The sequence below is a fragment of the Alteromonas sp. KUL42 genome (assembly GCF_006538325.1).
Lineage (GTDB): Bacteria > Pseudomonadota > Gammaproteobacteria > Enterobacterales > Alteromonadaceae > Alteromonas.
In genome coordinates this window covers 1-19,510 of sequence record NZ_BJKK01000003.1, presented here as the reverse complement: position 1 = coordinate 19,510, position 19,510 = coordinate 1, and the positions used below count along the sequence as shown (strand labels likewise).

At 41.2% G+C, this 19,510-nt stretch carries 16 protein-coding genes and 1 tRNA gene; 14 read left to right on the top strand and 3 right to left on the bottom strand.

The genetic code is table 11. The features are described 5' to 3' along the window. Window positions 1–2: 2 nt before the first annotated feature. From glmM to EYR97_RS05310, 6 genes are all read left to right on the top strand, one after another. Window positions 3–1,346 carry a phosphoglucosamine mutase gene (gene glmM, locus EYR97_RS05335; RefSeq protein ID WP_131092797.1) on the top strand — a complete coding sequence of 448 codons (1,344 nt, stop codon included), beginning with the start codon at window positions 3–5 and terminating at the stop codon, window positions 1,344–1,346. A 96-nt stretch (window positions 1,347–1,442) separates the two neighbouring features. After that, on the top strand, window positions 1,443–2,186 hold the full coding sequence (gene tpiA / locus EYR97_RS05330; protein WP_131092796.1) for a triose-phosphate isomerase: 744 nt from the start codon (window positions 1,443–1,445) through the stop codon (window positions 2,184–2,186). 10 nt (window positions 2,187–2,196) lie between these two features. Beyond that, window positions 2,197–2,607 carry a preprotein translocase subunit SecG gene (gene secG / locus EYR97_RS05325; protein ID WP_131092795.1) on the top strand — a complete coding sequence of 137 codons (411 nt, stop codon included), beginning with the start codon at window positions 2,197–2,199 and terminating at the stop codon, window positions 2,605–2,607. Window positions 2,608–2,624: 17 nt separating this feature from the next. Continuing rightward, a tRNA-Leu gene (locus tag EYR97_RS05320) sits at window positions 2,625–2,710 on the top strand. A gap of 228 nt (window positions 2,711–2,938) precedes the next feature. Continuing rightward, entirely contained in the window at window positions 2,939–5,251 is a 2,313-nt protein-coding gene (locus EYR97_RS05315) for a GGDEF domain-containing phosphodiesterase (protein ID WP_131092794.1), read from the top strand. Window positions 5,252–5,449: 198 nt separating this feature from the next. Next, a complete protein-coding gene (locus EYR97_RS05310; RefSeq protein ID WP_131092793.1) occupies window positions 5,450–5,608 on the top strand; it encodes a YqaE/Pmp3 family membrane protein in 159 nt (52 codons plus the stop codon). Window positions 5,609–5,730: 122 nt separating this feature from the next. Here the strand turns inward: EYR97_RS05310 and EYR97_RS05305 are convergent, their stop codons facing one another. Further along, window positions 5,731–6,183: a hemerythrin domain-containing protein gene (locus EYR97_RS05305; protein WP_131092792.1), complete on the bottom strand. Its 453-nt coding sequence runs from the start codon at window positions 6,181–6,183 to the stop codon at window positions 5,731–5,733. 267 nt (window positions 6,184–6,450) lie between these two features. Continuing rightward, window positions 6,451–8,070, bottom strand: coding sequence for a diacylglycerol kinase family protein (locus EYR97_RS05300; RefSeq protein WP_131092791.1), 1,620 nt, complete (start codon window positions 8,068–8,070; stop codon window positions 6,451–6,453). Between the two features lie 327 nt (window positions 8,071–8,397). Here EYR97_RS05300 and EYR97_RS05295 point away from each other — a divergent pair, with 327 nt between their 5' ends. Further along, window positions 8,398–8,931 (top strand): DUF2878 domain-containing protein, encoded by a 534-nt coding sequence (locus EYR97_RS05295; RefSeq protein WP_131092790.1) that lies wholly within the window; start codon window positions 8,398–8,400, stop codon window positions 8,929–8,931. Window positions 8,932–8,961: 30 nt separating this feature from the next. Here the strand turns inward: EYR97_RS05295 and EYR97_RS05290 are convergent, their stop codons facing one another. Then, on the bottom strand, window positions 8,962–9,792 hold the full coding sequence (locus tag EYR97_RS05290) for an HAD family hydrolase (protein WP_131092789.1): 831 nt from the start codon (window positions 9,790–9,792) through the stop codon (window positions 8,962–8,964). 719 nt (window positions 9,793–10,511) lie between these two features. On the opposite strand from EYR97_RS05290, the gene putP reads away from it, so the two are divergent. From putP to EYR97_RS05255, 7 genes are all read left to right on the top strand, one after another. After that, a complete protein-coding gene (gene putP, locus EYR97_RS05285; RefSeq protein ID WP_131092788.1) occupies window positions 10,512–12,011 on the top strand; it encodes a sodium/proline symporter PutP in 1,500 nt (499 codons plus the stop codon). A gap of 16 nt (window positions 12,012–12,027) precedes the next feature. After that, window positions 12,028–13,137 carry a glutamate 5-kinase gene (proB, locus tag EYR97_RS05280; RefSeq protein ID WP_131092787.1) on the top strand — a complete coding sequence of 370 codons (1,110 nt, stop codon included), beginning with the start codon at window positions 12,028–12,030 and terminating at the stop codon, window positions 13,135–13,137. Continuing rightward, window positions 13,134–14,381 carry a glutamate-5-semialdehyde dehydrogenase gene (locus tag EYR97_RS05275; protein ID WP_131092786.1) on the top strand — a complete coding sequence of 416 codons (1,248 nt, stop codon included), beginning with the start codon at window positions 13,134–13,136 and terminating at the stop codon, window positions 14,379–14,381. The genes proB and EYR97_RS05275 overlap by 4 nt, the downstream gene beginning before the upstream one ends. Window positions 14,382–14,585: 204 nt before the next feature. Next, on the top strand, window positions 14,586–15,533 hold the full coding sequence (locus EYR97_RS05270) for a mechanosensitive ion channel family protein (RefSeq protein ID WP_131092785.1): 948 nt from the start codon (window positions 14,586–14,588) through the stop codon (window positions 15,531–15,533). A 118-nt stretch (window positions 15,534–15,651) separates the two neighbouring features. After that, window positions 15,652–17,763, top strand: a complete 2,112-nt coding sequence (gene pnp / locus EYR97_RS05265) for a polyribonucleotide nucleotidyltransferase (protein WP_131092784.1) — start codon at window positions 15,652–15,654, stop codon at window positions 17,761–17,763. A 164-nt stretch (window positions 17,764–17,927) separates the two neighbouring features. Then, window positions 17,928–18,221 (top strand): DUF1244 domain-containing protein, encoded by a 294-nt coding sequence (locus EYR97_RS05260; protein WP_131092783.1) that lies wholly within the window; start codon window positions 17,928–17,930, stop codon window positions 18,219–18,221. A 670-nt stretch (window positions 18,222–18,891) separates the two neighbouring features. Further along, complete coding sequence (locus EYR97_RS05255) at window positions 18,892–19,494, top strand: hypothetical protein (RefSeq protein ID WP_131092782.1); 603 nt, start codon at window positions 18,892–18,894, stop codon at window positions 19,492–19,494. The last annotated feature ends 16 nt before the right edge of the window (window positions 19,495–19,510 follow it).

Here is a 19,510-nt window from a genome sequence, read left to right as displayed (position 1 = left end):
TAATGACACAGCGCAGATACTTTGGTACCGACGGGATCCGCGGTAAAGTAGGCGAAAGTAATATTAACCCAGAGTTTGTAACCAAACTTGGTTGGGCTGCAGGGAAAATATTAGCGGGAAGAGGAACCAATAAAGTCTTAATTGGCAAAGACACTCGTATTTCTGGATATATGCTGGAGTCGTCACTTGAGGCAGGTTTATCTGCTGCCGGTATAGATATTGGTTTATTAGGTCCAATGCCTACGCCTGCTATTGCATATTTGACCAAGACGTTTCGCTCAGAAGCGGGCATTGTAATCAGTGCTTCACATAATCCTTATTACGACAACGGTATAAAATTTTTCTCGGCTCAAGGCTTTAAGTTAGACGATGACATCGAACTGGCAATAGAAGACATGCTAGACCGTCCAATGACGTGTGTTGCATCAGACAAATTAGGTAAAGCCACGCGTATAAACGATGCGGCGGGTCGCTACATCGAGTTTTGTAAAGGTACGTTCCCATCTGAATTAGATTTAACGGGGTTAAAAATTGTTGTTGATTGCGCCCATGGTGCTACTTATCACATCGCTCCGAATGTATTGCGTGAGTTAGGTGCTACTGTAATTGAATTGGGTACGTCGCCTAATGGCCTGAATATTAATGATGGTGTGGGTGCAACATCAATGACGGCCATCGTAGAGAAAGTAAAAGAAACAGGCGCCCATTTAGGATTTGCCCTCGATGGAGATGGCGACAGAATTATGATGGTCGACCACCTAGGTAATGTACTTGATGGCGATCAAATCGTATATATCATAGCCCGTGATGCCCTTAAAAATGGCAAGCTTCAAGGCGGTGTAGTGGGTACCTTAATGAGTAACCTTGGCCTTGAAAATGCATTAAGTAAGTTAGGTGTACCATTTGCGCGAAGCAATGTGGGCGACCGCTATGTTATGGAGCTTCTACAACAAAAAGGCTGGACGATTGGTGGTGAAAACTCTGGTCACGTATTGAATTTGAATATGTGCTCTACCGGAGATGGTATTGTTGCTGGATTACAAGTACTTGCCGCTATGCTTCGTTCAGATATGGACTTGCACGATTTGGCGAGTGGGTTTGAAATGTACCCTCAAACCTTGGTGAATGTTCGTTATTCAAATCAAGATGAAGATTATCTTTCTCACGAACAGGTTCAAAATGCTAAGAAAGAAGCAGAAGTCGCATTAGGTAAAACTGGGCGGGTTCTGTTACGCAAAAGTGGTACTGAGCCGCTTATTCGTGTGATGGTAGAGTCAAACGATGATAGCCAGTCTCAAAAATGGGCCTCGCATATTGCTGAAACTGTTCGGAATCTCGCCAATTAGTTGGCATAGCAGGATTTTTTGTGTTTTGTGCTTGTATCTTACGAATTTAATAGTTAATATCACGCCCGCTTTAAAGACAGGGCTAAGGTCTGTGTTGTGAGTATAAACAAAAGACAGCCATTCGTGGCTGGCAATTGGAAAATGAACGGAAGTCTAGACTTAGTAAAAGACTTCAATGAAAAGCTTGCTGGTTTCAGTACGAACACTGAAGTTGTTATCTGTGCTCCGGCTACGTTAACGCATGCTTTTAATCAAAACGGTTTTTCAGTTGGTGCTCAAAATGTGAGTCACTTAGACAACGGCGCGCACACTGGTGAGTTATCGGTGGGTATGCTAAAAGAAGCAGGATGTGGTTATGTCATTGTCGGCCACTCTGAACGTCGCGAAGACCAAGGCGAGTCAAACGCATTGGTTGCTTTAAAAGCAAAGAAATGTATAGAAAACGATTTAGTACCCATTATTTGCGTGGGTGAGTCGTTAGAAATACGAGAAGCTGGTGAAGTGGAATCGTTTGTTGGTCAGCAGTTAAAGGCAATTACTGATATATTGTCTATTGAAGAGCTGGCTAAAACAGTTATTGCGTACGAGCCCATATGGGCAATTGGTACTGGCAAAACTGCTAGCCCAGCGCAAGCACAACAAGTGCACGAATTTATACGCGGTTATTTTTCTAAAATAGACGCAGAATTGGCAGAAGGCCTTCGTTTGTTATACGGTGGCAGTGTGAAGCCTGACAACGCTAGAACGTTATTTGCTCAGCAAGACGTAGATGGTGGGTTAATTGGTGGTGCCAGTTTAAAAGCAGAAGATTTTATTTCAATTTGCCAAGCGGCAAACTGACGAGGTATTTATGATTTACGAAGTGCTATTAGTAGCATATTTAATTGTTGCGCTATTGCTAATTGGATTTGTATTGATCCAACAGGGTAAAGGTGCAGATATGGGCGCTTCTTTCGGCTCAGGTGGCTCTAACACTGTTTTCGGCTCATCAGGTTCTGGTAACTTCATGACTCGTACAACAGCAATTCTTGCTGGTTTGTTTTTCTTCATAAGCTTAACGCTTGGCGCGATGACTGCTAACCGCGAAAAAGCAGATGATGAGTGGAATAACCTAGAAGTACCAGCATCAGTAGAGGTTCCTGTTGAAATGCCTGCTGATCAGGACGTACCAGTTATTAGTGGTGAAGAGCAAACTGATGTACCAGCTACATCTGGTGAGCAATCTGATGTTCCGTCGGAAGATGGAAATACGCCAAACTAAATAAAGTTACAGATTTCGCGGAAGTGGTGGAATTGGTAGACACGCCATCTTGAGGGGGTGGTGAGCATAGCTCGTGCGGGTTCAAGTCCCGCTTTCCGCACCAATATAAAAACCGTATCTCTTTGAGATGCGGTTTTTTTTCATCTCTACGTTTTTTGTATTACCCGTTTTTACATTCTTCTCAAAGCAACTTACGACCAAGTCATGTAATTACGCGGCAAAATTTATAAAATACAGCGCCTTAGTACTATCCGTCAGCACTATAATCGACTATGCTTTTATCTAGTTTGTACTCATAAAATAAATAAAACACGCTTCATGGGGCGCTTCAGTGCAAAAAACGCTTAGTCAAAGCTTATTTCAAACGCTTCTCTTAGGGATAGTGATCGCATCGCTTCTTATTATTGGTGCCGTTTGGAAATCCGCAAACTCTTTAGTTGTCAAAAATATTGACCAAGATATTATCCTCGCAGAGAAAGTATTCGATAAAGTTGTAGATGATAGACAAGAAGTAATACGTAATGTCTCAAATGTGTTATTACGTGCATTTGATTTTAGAACGGCAGTAGGAACTCAAGATTTACCTAGCATTAATGCGGCGTTCACTAGCTATGCTGACCGTTTAAATACAAATATTATTGCCTTGGTCAATCTAGACCATCAAGTGGTGGTGTCGTACTCTCCGCTGTTTAAAGAAGGGGACAAGCTAAAGAGCACCTCTGAGCTTGTTTCAAAAGGGCTTAACAGTGGCTTTTTCGCAATAAATGATGAGCTCGTTCAGATAAATTTGTATGGCGTCGAAATTCCTACTTTGCGCTATTACATGATTATTGGCGTTGAGTTTGATCAGGCTTTACTCGAAGAACTGAAATCATTAGTAGATGCAGAAATAATTATTTCTGACGTTCACGATAATCATGTATTGAATACAACACTTGATAAAGATATTGCGTTAGATGTATTGCAGGCAAATGGCGACCCGTCGTGGTTCGAAGTTACGTTGAAAAACGAGCATACGTATTTTGCTCGTCAAGTTAATATTTCTTCGGGTATGGCGTTACCCGTAAACATAACACTGGCTTTAGATACCTCAGCGTCCTTCGAAGCTTTCACCAACATTCAATTAACCATTTTAGCGTTTACTCTCATCGCTGTGTTAACAGCGCTTGGCCTTTCAATGATTCTGGCGCGTAATGTGAGCCGCCCAGTTTCAGATCTCGTTGCTGCTGTCAACAAGGTTGCAGCAGGCAATTATGGTAATACCCTCGATAAGCCTTCAAAACTAAAAGAAATATCAGAATTAGCAATAGCTGTTGATAGCATGCAAGAGAGCATAAAAGCACGTGAGCGTCATATACTTTACCAAGCTCAGCACGATGTACTCACGGGGTTGTTCAATCGAAATTATGTTGAAGACTATTTTATAGGTCAAATGGAAGAGGAGCACTCTCTTCAAGTTATTGCCATTACCGTTTTAGGGTTCAGAACAATTAATGATCTTTACGGTTATTCAAATGGAGACAATGCGCTAAAGTCATTAGCGTCTAGATTACAACGATGGCCGGGTATTTCAGCGCGCTTGGCTGGCGGCGAAATTTTGTATCTTTCGCAAGAAGCCTTGAGCGTTGAACAATTAGAAACTCTTAAACACATTTTAGAGCAACCTGTTGAAACTAATTTGATAGCTATCCCCGTAAAAGTGGCGATGGCAGTGCTTAATTGTCCAGAGGATGCGGCAACATCTGAAGAATTGTTCAGAAAAATGAATATAGTCACCGATGAAGCTATTCACACCGGGGATTGGTTCGTCAGTTATAAACCAGAACTTGAAGATAAATATACCAGAAGGTTATCTATCACCAGCGAGTTGAAAAAGGCACTGGCGAGTCATCAAGGTGAACTCTCTATGGTTTATCAACCCAAAATTGACCTTGCCACCATGAAAGTTTCGAGTATGGAAGCGCTCATACGTTGGAATAACAGCGTGTTGGGCTTTGTACCTCCCGATGAGTTTATAACTATTGCTGAACAAGCTGGGTTAATTGAACAAGTGACAACATGGGTAATGCAAAGAACCATTTCCGACTTGGCTTATTTTCGTAATAAAGGATACAGCTTTACTATAGCAATGAATCTGTCTACACAAGATATTCAAAACAAAATTTTGCTAGATAACTTAGTGAATATTTTGAAAGACAAAGGCTTATCACCCGAAGCTCTGGAATTAGAAATTACGGAAAGTGACTTAGTAGCAGATGCTTCATTGGCTATTCAGAACCTCACTGAACTAACGAGTAAAGGGTTTAGTTTCGCAATAGATGACTTTGGTACTGGGTATTCCTCACTAGCGTACTTGAAGAGTTTACCAGTTACTACTATCAAGATAGATAAAAGCTTCATACTTGATCTAGCGAATGACGACTACGACAAGCAAATTGTGCATACTGTGCTTGCGTTGGCGCGTGCGTTTGATTTAAAGGTTGTAGCTGAAGGGGTAGAGGACATAGCGTCGTTGGAGATCTTAAAGGATTGGGGATGTAATATAATTCAAGGTTACTATATAAGTAGACCACTTAAGAAAACCGATCTCGAGGAATGGCTTGAAAGCTCACCGTATAGTGAAAACGTAGTTACATCTTGTTAAACACGTCGGAAATAAATATTTGGCGCGTAATATGCTTAATATTATTAAGAACGCGATATGAGTCGGGTTTGTTCGGTTTTAAACAGTCAAGGAACTCATATTAGTTTGAATTTGTACCACGAATAGCGCTTTACTCACCATTTTTTGGTTGTTTTCGCTATGCAAATAAGAAGTTTGTTCTATAACAAGGAATTTGAGATGGATATTATTCGTATTTTACTTTCAATTTTACTTCCTCCTTTGGGGGTGTTTTTACAAGTGGGTATTGGTTTACATTTTTGGATAAATATACTTCTTACCATACTTGGTTATTTTCCGGGTGTTATCCATGCGGTGTATATTATCGCGAAAAAATAGGGTTGCGGAAAATTAGATAACCCATTACGGTGGCGATTGTTTTACTTCTTTCGTCGCCTTACTGATAGAAAAGCCAGCTGTATGAAGCTGGCTTTTCAGTTAAATAGTAGCCATAAACTACTTTAAGCAATAGACTCTTCTTTGAGCGACTGTTCCATTTCTTGTCGATACTGGGTTGCTAGGGAAGTTTTTTGTTGTTCGCTTAGGACTTTACCTGCTACTTGGAAGAACTGTTCTTCTTCATCCGCTAGATGATGTTCCACTTTTTCTTGAAGCGTTTTTAGGTGGCGTAGCCACGCTGGCGAGCTCATATCAGTTTTGTCTATTTTTTCGATAAGTTCATCAATTTCATGATGCTCTGCAATGCCATGGCGAGACATATCGACAGTTTGGTCTTTCTTAATCAGTTGCGTATAAAAGAAGCGCTCTTCTGCAATGGCATGACTTTCTAACTGTGTTTTTAGCTCTTGGTAGTACTCTCGACGCGCTGCTGTGTCGCCACTGGTTTCGGTTAAAATTTTTAGCAGTAAACGTTGTTTTTCATGATCTTGACGTAAGGCTTCAAAAATTTTCATGGCTTCTTCCTCAGTTAAATAGAATCACAATAGACAAAGCGAGTTTTGTTCCAAGATTTAATGGGATATATGTTTATGAATTATATGGCTATTTTTATATTCTCCTAAGTTAGAGATACACTAATATAGACCTGTAAGTAATTTTTACAGACCATACAGGCATTGTGTACAGGGTATTGCAAGTAAGGCCTGTCTAGTGAAACTCTGCAGTTGACCGTATTCAATGAGCACTAATATTCGTCTATTGCGCTTTACAATACTCACTACCTAAAGCGCACTAGCTAAAACGTTTAGGCTTCGTGGATGTGTCTCAATAACGAGTTTGTCATCTTCATATATCTCACCATCAACGGCATAAGAAGTCGTCTTGTCAAATTTTAGAGTAATCGACGATGCCTGAGTATGACGAATACGGCTAGATTCTACTTTTGATTCATTTGGGCTAAATACCAGTTCCGCGAGTGACAAAAATTGCTTATCTGAGCTAGATTGTGGCACTAACCAAGTGATATCCAGCTTGCCATCCATGACGTCGGGTTCAGCTGCTCCTTGTGCCAAAGCGGTGGTAATGGGGGCCGCATTGGCGATAACAAAGCTGGGGGTTGTTAATGTCTCGCGTTTCTTATTATCTAGTGAAAGAGTAAACGTGAGATCAGCGTTGTTCGAAATGGCGTTCCACAGCCCCTTTAAATAGGCAAATTGGCCACCTACATTTTTTTCTTCGCGGTCTGCGGACGAAATCATTTGCTCTTCAAAACCAACAGCTGCAACTAGTAACATTACTTTGTTGTTGCAACGCGCAGTATCTATGGCGTGAACGTTTCCATTGATAATAGTGTCGCATGCGATGTCGATGGGTGTCACCTTACTCAAATACCCATGTAATACTTGGCTAAGTGCGTTCGCAGTGCCTAAAGGGATGAGCCCCATAGTTATGTTGCTATTTACAAGCGCGCTTGCTACCTCTGTTAACGTACCGTCTCCGCCACAGGCTACAATGATATCAGCACCGTCATCTTTAGCTTGTTGTGCTAGCGAGGTAGCATTAATTTCAGGTGTAGTTTGTTTAACTTCAACACTGAATTTTTCATTTAACCGTGAAAGAATGTCGTTTCTATATTTATGCCATTTTCCACCACCGGAAACGGGGTTAACAATAAGCGCGAGCTTTTTCTGAAGTGAGAGTAGCCCACCTTCCTTCACCTTAGTAAGCGCAGCAAGCTGTCTTTGATTCAATCTGGCTGTTTGGCGAATACTGTTTATTTTCTTTAGTGCTTGGTCGACGCTTAGTGATGTGTCTTTCGAAAGTAAAAACGCAGCGACGACTAAAACCGAGCGACCTCTACCAAGTGCACAATGGACAACCACATTTTTTCCAGCAGTTATTTGTTGATCAAGCCAGTTTATTGCCATTACCAACTGTTCAGGTGTTGGGCTTGTATGATCGAGTACCGGAATATTTAAATAGCGAAAGTCTTCTTGATACGCGGTCCAATCAAGACCATCAAATTCTGCAGTAACATCTAAGATTGCATCAATTTTATTACATTTGAGAAGGTCAACATGTTGACCAGACATTCTACACGCTAGAAAAAGTTGAGGCGCAATTTTTTGAAGTGGTGGCACTTTGTCGGTGCGCCTAGCGTATTCATTGTAAAGCCATGATCCAAGTAGAAAGGGAACAAATACCCAGCGAATATATAATGGAATAGAGCCATCTTCGCGCTTTCTAAAAAGGCTAGGGTAGTTAAGCAAATAGGCACTACTTACTGCTATAAGAGAAAAAGCTATCCATGCGAAAGCAACTGAGGCAAGAGTAAGCGTTAGGGTGTATGCTAAGTAACAACAAGCTATTGCGCCTAGTACGTAATACTTTACCATTTTCATAAATTACATTTCCTTTGTTGTTAAACCTACCATGTATACACCAAGTTTGTTCATTCCGATTATTTTTATTTAGAGCGTGTTGACCTATTTAGTACGTTTTTGCAACTAAGCTTACTGCAAAGATTAACACGCTTTAATTTTCGCCTATGCTCAATAAAGCGTCCCTTTTGATTTAGCAGGGTAAAATAATTTCACAATTCTTCTCGGGAATTAATGTTAGCAACACGATTTGGCAAAATACGAAAGAATAGAATGTAAGGTTGAACTTGTTAGTACGCGTTGTCGTACACCTAGTTGCGCTGTTAAGTTTGAATAGAATCACTAAGCATGAATAGAAAGATAGTATTAAAAGTGACAAATTTTATTTGGTTTCAGGCCATATGGTGGCTAGTCATTCTTTATCAAAATAATGCGGTATGGTTTGTATGTTTGTTGATTACAGTTTGGCTGTGGCTTTCGCCGAAACGCCTGGCTGATCTTAAGCTAATGTTCATCTTATTTGTCATGGGCACTGCTATCGATTCTGTACTGACACATGTCGGTGTTTTTATATTTGAAGAAAAACGTTCATTAGTGGCTTTTTGGCCCATACCAGTTTGGTTAAGCTTGTTGTGGTGTGCATTCGCAGGCACTGTATATCACAGTATGGTAGCCTTTCAAGGGCGGGTAGCAGTATCGGCTTTAGCTGGCGGAATATTCGCCCCTTTAAGTTATATAGCCGGCGCGAATTTGGGCGCTGTTGAGTTAGGGGAAAGTATACTGGTTACCTACCTTGTTGTGGGAATTATATGGAGTATTGTTTTTCCATTTTGCTTTTATTTATCGGAAAAAATTTCTCCAGCTGAGATAGAAATTAAGTAAGTGCGATAAGTTTTCTCAAAAAACCTTAGTTTAAAGAGAAAACCGCTTTCTTAGAAACTTCGCAATACCATCCTCGTCGTGATGACCAATAACCGATGTCGCGAAGTTCTTTATCATAGTTTTTGCATTAGCTGGCGCATAGGCCTCGTCAGCTAATTCAAACATGCTGATGTCGTTGTCACTATCTCCAAAACAGATAACATTGGAGGCACCAAGTTGCGCTTTCAATATCTCTACTGCACTCCCTTTATTCGCTAGTTTATGATGAACATCCATCCATCGAAACTCGTTTCCTTCAATGGCAGGCCCAGAGTAAGCTATAAGTTCTGGTTGTAAATTAAGCTCTTTAAACATGCCATAGATGAGCGGCGCGTCGCCTATCATACTAATGTTTGTAACGTGGGCATTCATCGGTAATTGTTCAATAGGCGCAATTACAGCGGATGTACGTGAAAAATGGTTTTTGATAAGGTCTAGTTCCACGCGGTGTTTTACAGGTGCGTGATAAATAACGTGTTCTCGGTTACGACTTTCGACATTCACAGTATTAATAAAGGGAGTTACACCATTTTCTGTTGCACAGGCAAGGATAGTAGTTACTTCATTAGGTGCAAGAAGGTTTTCAAGGATAAGGGAATCGCCAGAAGGGTCCCAAATAGCTACGCCATTATTATAAATATGGGGTAGTGAAAATTTGGTGCCTTGCATAACACGCTGAGCCGAATGCATTGTTCTGCCTGTTGCAACAGTAAAAGCAATATTATTGTTAGCAAGCAGCTTAAGTGTTTCTTGTGTATAAGAAGAGATTTGGGACGACTTATTTAAAAGTGTGCCGTCAAGGTCAAAAAAAATGAGATCCATAAGCTACCCATTAAGAACAATTCTAATGTTAAATGCCCATAAATAGTACCTAATTATGGCGTATATGTTTACTAAACTTCATTAATGTCCCACCAGAAAGAATACTGATAACCGCGACAAGATAGAAATATACAAGAGGTATATTGCCTACATATGAAACTATTATTAACTCAAAAAGAAGTCCAAAACGACCAGATAGTAGAATTCTCTTATATCTATTTCAAGTTTAATAAATTTAAATTTTAGTCTGCTTTGTTCCCCCCGCTGTTTGCTTTGTGGCTATGTAATTGATGTAGAGTTTAATAGTAATTAAGATTTAATTGAAAATGTTTTAGTTGATGTTAAATGTATGGGTTTACTGCTTATTGTGGATAAAGTTTTTTGTTTCACGAGTATTTTGGATTTTCTCATACCTTTGTTTTTAAAGATAAAATTCATGGCTGGTGGGGTGTTTTTGTATATGAAACATCGTTGGTGAAATATTCATTATAAGTTGAGCTCACAGTAAGTTGTTTATATCTCACGCTTGAAATATTTTTCAAAATCATTATATTGTTAGACCTCTAATGATTATTGTTCTATTGATTTTCGGGTTTAATTGTTGGGTGCGCTTCCTTAAGTTTTTTGGAATGACGTGATCGTAACTCTGAACTCGTCGGTTGAAAGATGAGCAATAGCCTACAACAGAATGTTAAGCAACAGAGGAAATAACGTACGTTATGCCATTGGAAAGCTACATATCGTTAGCCGTCTATTTTCTGGCAATGCTAGGAATAGGCTTGTTCGCATATAAACAGTCTACAAGCGATATATCTGGGTATATTTTAGGTGGGCGTCAAGTTAGTCCACAGGTTACAGCACTGTCAGCAGGGGCATCAGATATGTCTGGTTGGATGTTAATGGGACTACCAGGTGCAATGTTCTTAACGGGCTTCGACGCCCTTTATATTGCAATTGGTTTAGTTATTGGTGCGTTGGCTAATTATTTATTAGTGGCACCAAAGCTGAGGGTCTATACCGAGGTAGCCGACGACTCTTTGACTGTACCTGAATTTTTTGCGAAGCGTTTTGATACGCCAAAATCGAGTTTAAGAATTGTTTCTGCTGTAATCATTGTGATGTTTTTCACGTTGTATACATCAGCTGGGTTAGTAGCTGGCGGTAAGCTGTTTGAAAGCGCCTTCTCTGTTGATTACCAGTTAGGGTTGTTCATTACCCTTGGTGTAGTGGTGTCTTATACGTTATTGGGTGGTTTTCTTGCGGTAAGCATGACCGACTTTGTACAGGGTTGCATAATGTTTGTTGCCTTGGTGCTTGTTCCTTTTGTCGCGTTTACTGAGTTCGATAGTGTTAGTCAGATGACTGGTGCCGCGTATCAATCGGTACCAAGTTTTTCAGAATCGCTAGAGACTTTGACATTTGTTGGTCTTATTTCGAGCTTGGGGTGGGGCTTAGGGTATTTTGGCCAGCCGCACATCATTGTAAGGTTTATGGCTATTCGTTCAGTAAAAGCGATTAAAACTGCGCGTAATATCGGTATGTCATGGATGCTAGTTACCATTATCGGTGCGCTTGGAACAGGCTTTGTTGGTATTGCCTATGCTAACCAATTTAATTTAACGGTTGACGATCCAGAGACAATTTTCATTATCTTTTCGCAACTGCTGTTTCATCCGTTAATAAGTGGTTTTTTGATGGCTGCAATTTTGGCGGCCATCATGAGTACTATCTCTTCACAACTATTGGTTAGTGCAAGTTCATTAACTGAAGATATTTATCGCGTGGTTGTGAAGAAAGAAGTCACGGAGCAGAAAACCGTCACTATTGGCCGCTATGGTGTAGCCGGTGTTGCACTAGTGGCATTGTTATTAGCTTTAGATGCATCAAATACAATTTTGTCTTTAGTGAGTAATGCGTGGGCTGGTTTTGGGGCCGCATTTGGACCGTTAGTGTTGTTTTGTTTGTTTAAGAAAGACTTAACACCTAATGCAGCATTGGCAGGCATGATAAGCGGTGCGGTTACGGTGTTGTTTTGGATTTATGCGCCAGTTTTGGCTGATGGCAAAACACTAAGCAGTGTAATTTATGAAATTATTCCAGGGTTTGCAGTAAGTACGTTGACGCTTTATCTGGTTAGTCGTTACAGCGACAGCCCTTCGAAAAACGTACAAGCGATTTTTATGCAAGCCAGTAAAGAATTAGCGAATCAACAATTTTAAGGTAAAAGAGTTTATTATGAGTAATCCGAATTGGAAACGCGTAGTGATTAAAGTAGGTAGTGCGCTAATATCACCCAATCAAAAAGGGTGTAGTAGCCATTACTTACTAAGTATTGCGCAGTTTATCGTGCGATGCAGAGCGAACGGTACGCAGGTTGTACTGGTTTCTTCTGGCTCGGTCGCAGCAGGTGCACACTTGTTTCCAGAGCTAGAAAAGTCGAACATTGCGGTTAAAAAGGCCATGGCGGCAGCGGGTCAAACCGAGATGATTGCAACGTGGGACAGGTTATTTGATTTTCCTTCAGCACAAATATTGCTAACGCACGCTGACTTACGTGATAGAGAACGTTATGTGAGTATTAGGGAAACGTTATTTAGCTTATTGGACAATAATATTTTGCCCATTGTGAATGAAAATGACACGGTAACTACAGACAAATTAAAAGTAGGGGATAACGATAACCTTTCCGCAATGGTAGCTGCTGCTGCCGACGCTGATGCACTTATTATCTGCTCGGATATTGATGGCTTATATAATAAAAACCCACATGAGCATGATGACGCTAAATTGTTGAAGTCTGTTGAGACTATTGACGAGTCAATTTATGCAATGGCAGGCGGCGCCGTGAAAGGTGGTGTGGGTACAGGTGGTATGCGCACCAAAATACAAGCAGCTGAGAAAGCAGTTTCACATGGCATAGATACATATATTATTAACGGCTTTACAGAGCTGTCGTTTAATATGTTATTAAAAGGGGAGAATCCCGGTACGCATTTCAAGCCTCATGCTAAGCCAATGCAAGAAAATGAGCATTGGATGCGACACACTTCAAATGCGCAGGGTGAGGTAATTGTAGAAGGAGATTTTGACGCCTCTCTACATCGCGACGCAGAACAATTGACAAGTAGCGAAATTATTGACGTGAAAGGGGAGTTCTCGGTAGGCGATACCATTTTAGTGCGTAAAGAAGATGGCACTAAATTAGTTAAAGCAAAGTCAAATTACAGTAGTTGTTTATTGAATTTTATAGCGAATCAGGAAAACGAAGAATTTGCCAACGAGTTTGAGGAGAAAACTGGGCCAATTATTTCTGATCAGCACATAGCAAATCTGGAGAAAGAATGAGTATTATTACAGAGTTAGCACAACAGGCAAAACAAGCTGCACGTACACTGGCGATTTTAAGTGAAAGCCAGAAAAACGCGGTGTTAACTGACATGGCAGCGGCTATTCGCGCAAATAAAGATACTATTATTGCGGTTAACGAAAAGGAAGTGGCGCGAGCTAAAGAGAACAACCTTGATGCAGCGATGGTAGATCGTCTTATTCTAAACGAAGAGCGCATCGAGTCGATGGCTGAAGGCATAGAGGTAATTGTTAATCTTGACGATCCAGTAGGCCAAGAGCGCGTTATTGGTACGCGTCCAAACGGCATTGAAATTAAAAAGATGCGTATTCCATTGGGCGTAGTGTGCATGATTTATGAAGCCCGTCCAAATGTTACAGCAGATGCTGGCGCGTTGTGTTTCAAATCGGGCAATGCCGTAATACTACGTGGTGGTAAAGAGGCCTTAGATACTAGCCTTGCTATTGCTAAATTGATGCAAGACGTATTGGAAAAACACAACTTGCCTAAGGCGTTAGTTACAGTAGTACCAAACCCTGATCGTGCTTTAATGCAGGAGTTGATGGAACAACGTGATTACATCGATGTGATTATTCCTCGCGGCGGTGAAGGGCTGATTAACTACGTAACTGACAATGCTAAAGTGCCGGTTATTCAGCATTTTAAAGGGGTTTGTCACCTTTACGTAGACAAAGATGCTGACCTTGATAAAGCGATGGCATTATTGTTAAACGGTAAAACGCAACGCACCGGCGTATGTAATGCGCTAGAAGGGTTAGTTGTACATTCAGCGGTAGCAGGTGACTTCTTGCCGAAAGTGGCGGAAGCCTTTAAAGAAAAAGGCGTAACCGTGCACGTAAACGAAAAAGGTAGTCAGTACTTCGACGGCGCAGATGTTATTGCCGAGGACGCTTATGGCGAAGAATATTTAGGGTTAGAAATTGCCATTAGAGTGGTAGATGATTTTGAGGCTGCGGTAGAACACATAGCCCAATTTGGTAGTAACCATACCGAGGTTATTTGTACCGAAAATGCTGAGAAAGGTAAGCTATTCCAGCGTGCGGTTGATGCTAGTGTGGTAATGGTAAATGCGTCATCGCGTTTTTCTGACGGCAGTCAACTAGGTTTAGGTGCGGAAATTGGTATCGCAACAACCAAGCTACACGCATACGGGCCAATGGGTTTAGAATCGCTGACATCAGAAAAGTACTTGGTAAATGGTGAAGGTCAAATTCGCGACTAAGTGTCTTTTGTACATCGATTTTATTCAATAGTATTGAGTAAAATTCCAGCGAGCTAACTGGTCGGGATTGTACCTGTAGCTTGTATGCTTCATAATGAAAAGCGCTGGCAAATGTCAGCGCTTTTTTTATTCATTATCAAAAGTTTACCGCTTGTTTACTATTCGGACTTTATGTGCGAATTATTAGTTATTTGGAGAGGCCTCATGGAGATTGTAATAGAGCCAGCGCAGTTATGGCATCAAACCATAGCGTTTGCGTATGAATACAAGCTACTCACTTCTCTGGTGCTAATTACTCTTCTACATTACGTCAAAAAGGGTGTACTACGATTAATAAAGCGTCGTAGCTCTCACCGAGGTGAGGACAGACGTAATCAAATAAATATTCTTGAACAGCTTGGAAACGCCTTCATTATTATTGTGTTAATGATGGTATGGTCATCTGAAATTCAGACCCTTGCAATTTCAATTGCCGCGTTTATGGTTGCAATTGTTTTAGCCACTCGCGAATTTATTCAATGTTTTATGGGGTTTATTTACTATCTGGGTGCAAGACCGTTCAGAGTAGGTGATTGGATCCAAATGAACAATATCATTGGTGAAGTGGTTGAAATGGATTGGGCAAAAACGGCGTTGCTAGAAGTTGATCCAGAAACGTTTAACTACACGGGTAAGCACGTTTATGTTCCCAATAGTCAATTGGTTACACAAACTGTGCGCAATTTGAACTTTATGCGCCGTTATCGTTTGCATTCATTTGAGATAGTTAACGAACCCTCTGTTAATGCGTACAGTTTGTTACCGGCATTTCAAGCAAGGGCACAAGCTCATTGTGAGTACTTTCGCGATGTAGCGGAACGATATAAAGGGCTAATTGAGCGTCACTTAGAGCAAGAGTTTATTCGCATTGACCCTGAGGTTGAAATAAAAACCAACGAACTGGCAAAAGTGGTAGTAAAAGTAAGCTTGTTTTGCCCGACCGCAGAAGCTCATGAATTAGAACATAAGATGTATTCAGATTGGTTAAGTTTGTGGTTTAAAGCACAAAAAGAAGAGCAACGCCAGCTAAATGCACACATGGCAGAAGCTAGCCAAGCTCATACCAAACAAATTGGTGAAGCGCAGAAGGCCGCGACGGGTGCTATTATTTAGCTAGCAATAGAAATTCCACGTGGTGCTGCATTTGATCGTGGTATTAAAGCCACTTCATGGCTATACTATGCGCCGCGTTTAAAAGCGATAAATAAAGATTGAAATTAAAGGACAAATAGTGACTCCTATTACAAAATCATTTCAGTATGGACAGCATACTGTAACTCTAGAGACGGGTGTAATTGCTCGTCAGGCAACAGCTGCGGTTCTTGCAAGCATGGACGACACGTCTGTACTAGTAACAGTAGTTGGTAAAAAAGAAGCTAAAGCAGATCAAGACTTCTTCCCACTTACTGTTAACTACCAAGAAAAAGCGTACGCTGCGGGTAAAATTCCAGGTGGTTTCTTCAAGCGTGAAGGTCGTCCATCTGAAGGCGAAACACTGATTGCACGTCTTATCGACCGCCCAATCCGCCCATTATTCCCAGAAGGTTTCAAAAACGAAGTACAAATCGTTGTAACAGTAATGTCTGCTAATCCAGATATTCCTACAGACGTAATTTCTATGATTGGTACTTCTGCAGCGCTTGCTATTTCTGGTATTCCATTCAACGGCCCAATTGGTGCGGCACGTGTTGGTTATAGCAACGGTGAATACATTCTAAATACTCGCAACGAAGAGCAAGCTGACAGCGAACTAGACCTTGTTGTTGCGGGTACTGAAGGTGCGGTACTTATGGTTGAATCAGAAGCAAACGTGCTTTCTGAAGACACTATGCTAGGTGCGGTAATGTTTGGTCACGAGCAACTTCAAACTGTAGTGAATGCAGTTAATGAGTTTGCTGCGCAAGTTGGCACTGAGAAGTGGGACTGGGCACCAGAAGCAGAAAATACTGCGCTTAAAGACAAAGTAAAAGCACTAGCTGAAGCTGAAATGACAGCTGCTTATCAGATTTCTGACAAACTAGCGCGTAAAGACGCAGTTGTTGCAGCAACCGAGAAAGCTCTAGAAGCTATCCTTGCTGAAGACGAAGAGCAAGACAAGAAAGAAGTACTAGACCTTCTTCACGAACTTGAGTCTGACGTGGTTCGCTCACGCATCCTTTCAGGCGCCCCACGTATTGATGGACGTGATCCTGCAATGATCCGCGCACTAGACGTAGCTACGGGTATTCTTCCACGTACTCACGGTTCTGCGCTTTTCACACGTGGTGAGACTCAGGCTCTTGTAGCTGCTACGCTTGGAACAGAGCGTGACGCACAGATGATTGACGAGCTTCAAGGTAAGCGCGACAGTCGTTTCATGCTTCATTACAACTTCCCTCCATACTGTGTTGGTGAAACCGGTATGATTGGCTCGCCTAAGCGTCGTGAAATTGGTCACGGTCGTCTAGCGAAGCGTGGTATTCAAGCGGTAATGCCAAGTGAGGAAGAATTCCCGTACGTAGTACGTGTGGTTTCTGAAATCACAGAATCAAACGGTTCATCTTCAATGGCGTCTGTATGTGGTACTTCACTAGCGCTAATGGATGCAGGTGTACCAATTAAAGCGTCGGTTGCAGGTATTGCAATGGGCCTTGTAAAGAGTGACGACAATTTTGTAGTACTTTCTGATATTCTTGGTGACGAAGATCACCTTGGCGACATGGACTTTAAAGTAGCGGGTACTACCGAAGGTATTACTGCACTTCAAATGGACATTAAAATTGAAGGTATTACTAAAGAAATCATGCAGATTGCGCTTAAACAAGCAAAAGAAGCACGTTTGCATATTCTTAACGTAATGGACGAAGCGATTGGCGGTCACCGTGAAGAGCTAAGTGAATTTGCGCCACGCATTTACACAATGAAGATTGACCAAGATAAGATCCGCGACGTTATCGGTAAAGGCGGCGCAATGATCCGTCAAATTACTGAAGAGTCTGACACTAACATTGAGATTGAAGACGACGGTACTATCAAGATCTTCGCGACCGAGCGTGCGAAAGCAGACATCGCTATTAGCAAGATTGAGCAAGTAACGGCTGAAATTGAAGTTGGTAAGACGTATAACGGTAAGATCACACGTATTGTAGACTTCGGTGCGTTTGTAGAAGTACTTCCAGGTAAAGAAGGCCTTGTTCACATTTCACAAATCGCGCATGAGCGTGTGAACAAAGTAACTGACTACCTAGAAGAAGGCCAAATGGTTGACGTTAAGGTTATGGAAATTGATCGCCAAAACCGTGTACGCCTAAGCATAAAAGAGCTTCTAGAAAAGCCTGCACCAAAGTCTGACGACGCAGAGTAATATTAATGAGGGTTAACTGATAACCCAATTTATAGTGTTTAAGTAAAAAGGGAGCTTGGCTCCCTTTTTTCGTTTTAGGCTTTGGTAACGAATTACGTGTTGCGTTTTACGATTTCACCCACACATCGAATCTAATAGCAAAAAGCGCTTTATAGAGGTAAAAAATGGATAAGCAAACTCAAACCGAAGTAGAAGCTGCGGTATTTCGCCGTTTGGTTGAACACCTAGACGCGAATAAAGATGCACAAAATATCGACCTAATGATTTTGGCTGACTTTTGTCGTAACTGCTTAGCAAAATGGTATTCAGCAGCTGCAAGCGAGCAGGGGGCTGATGTCGATTACGAAGCTGCACGCGAGGTAATTTACAAGATGCCTTACTCTGAGTGGAAGGAAAAGCATCAGCTACCTGCCACAGAAGAGCAGCTTGAAAAATTAGCAGCAAGACAAAAGAAATAATAACGAAACCAGCTACAAGCTGGTTTTTTATGGTTTAAATGCGTGAAAAACGTCAAATTCACCTGCAAGTCGATTTGGTGTTTTTAACTTTTGAGCAAAAAACACCAAATACGATTTTTATTAATCAGAGCATTAGGTTAAGGTTAATCCTTAAGTAAACTCAAACGGACAAAAATACCGTTCCGGTTCGGGAAATCGTACCGTTTTGGGAACGATTAAATTGTTAGGTGTAGGTGGGAGATACAGCCACATGGAAAGTTACGCATTAATCTTAGCAATCGTCGTTATTACGGCTATCGCGCTCGATATCAAATTGTCGAGTTCCCTCAAGCGAAATGACTATGAAACTTTTATCTCGCTAGGCAAACCGAGCTACTGGGCTACACCAAAAAAGTACATGTATTGGTATAGTTTCATCTTGTTAAGTGGCTACAAGAAACACAATTTATCCAGCCAAAGTACAGCGTTGTGCGTTGCAAATAAGATTGTAATTCTGACCGTTCATGCAATGATATTAGGGTGGTTTTTACTGTGACTTTCTTCGTTGATATTGTTACACCTAACAAACGTTTTAAGGCGTGTGCTGTCGCACACTGGGACACAAACACATGGGCTGCTTCGCATTGTAGCCCATGTGTTTCTGCCCCTTAAACGAGGCGTTAGGTTTCTTGTGAAATTATTCACCCGTTCAAAAGTTCTCTTTTCACTCTCTGGGTTAAGTTTTATATGGTTTTTAATCGTCTTCCAAAGTGAACTTTCAAACCCTGACGTCGTATGCAGTGCAGACTTAGTTACTAAAAAAGAGTCTGTTTGCTTAATAAATAGAATGGATTCTGAACATTTCAGAGTCACCGTAAGTTACGGTGGCTCACGCAAAACAAGTCAAGAAAAGGTAACTCTCAAGTTTCTTCCAGCGGAAGGCAGTACAGAAAACTGGTCATTAGTCTTAAACCCTAGATCAGCAAGCTACTCTGGGCAAACAAAACGGTATTATGGGACGCTAAACTATGGGACATTCAACAATGAGTTCTTTAAAGGAGAAGCATTGACAATTCGCGCCAGCGAAAATGTTTCTTTGTTTAAAAAGTTCGAGGTCAGGGTATTAAGAAACCCAAATGGAGCAAAAGTCTATTTGTGGGCAATAGTCACTCTAATACTTCTTTTTTTGTCTATTTGGTTTAGGACCTCAATCTTTGTAGAAGGTATCGGCAGACCATTACCATATTTACTCTTTTTTTTCGTATCATTAGTATTGCTCGCGTGGGAACTGTGAAAAACCTAACAAAACA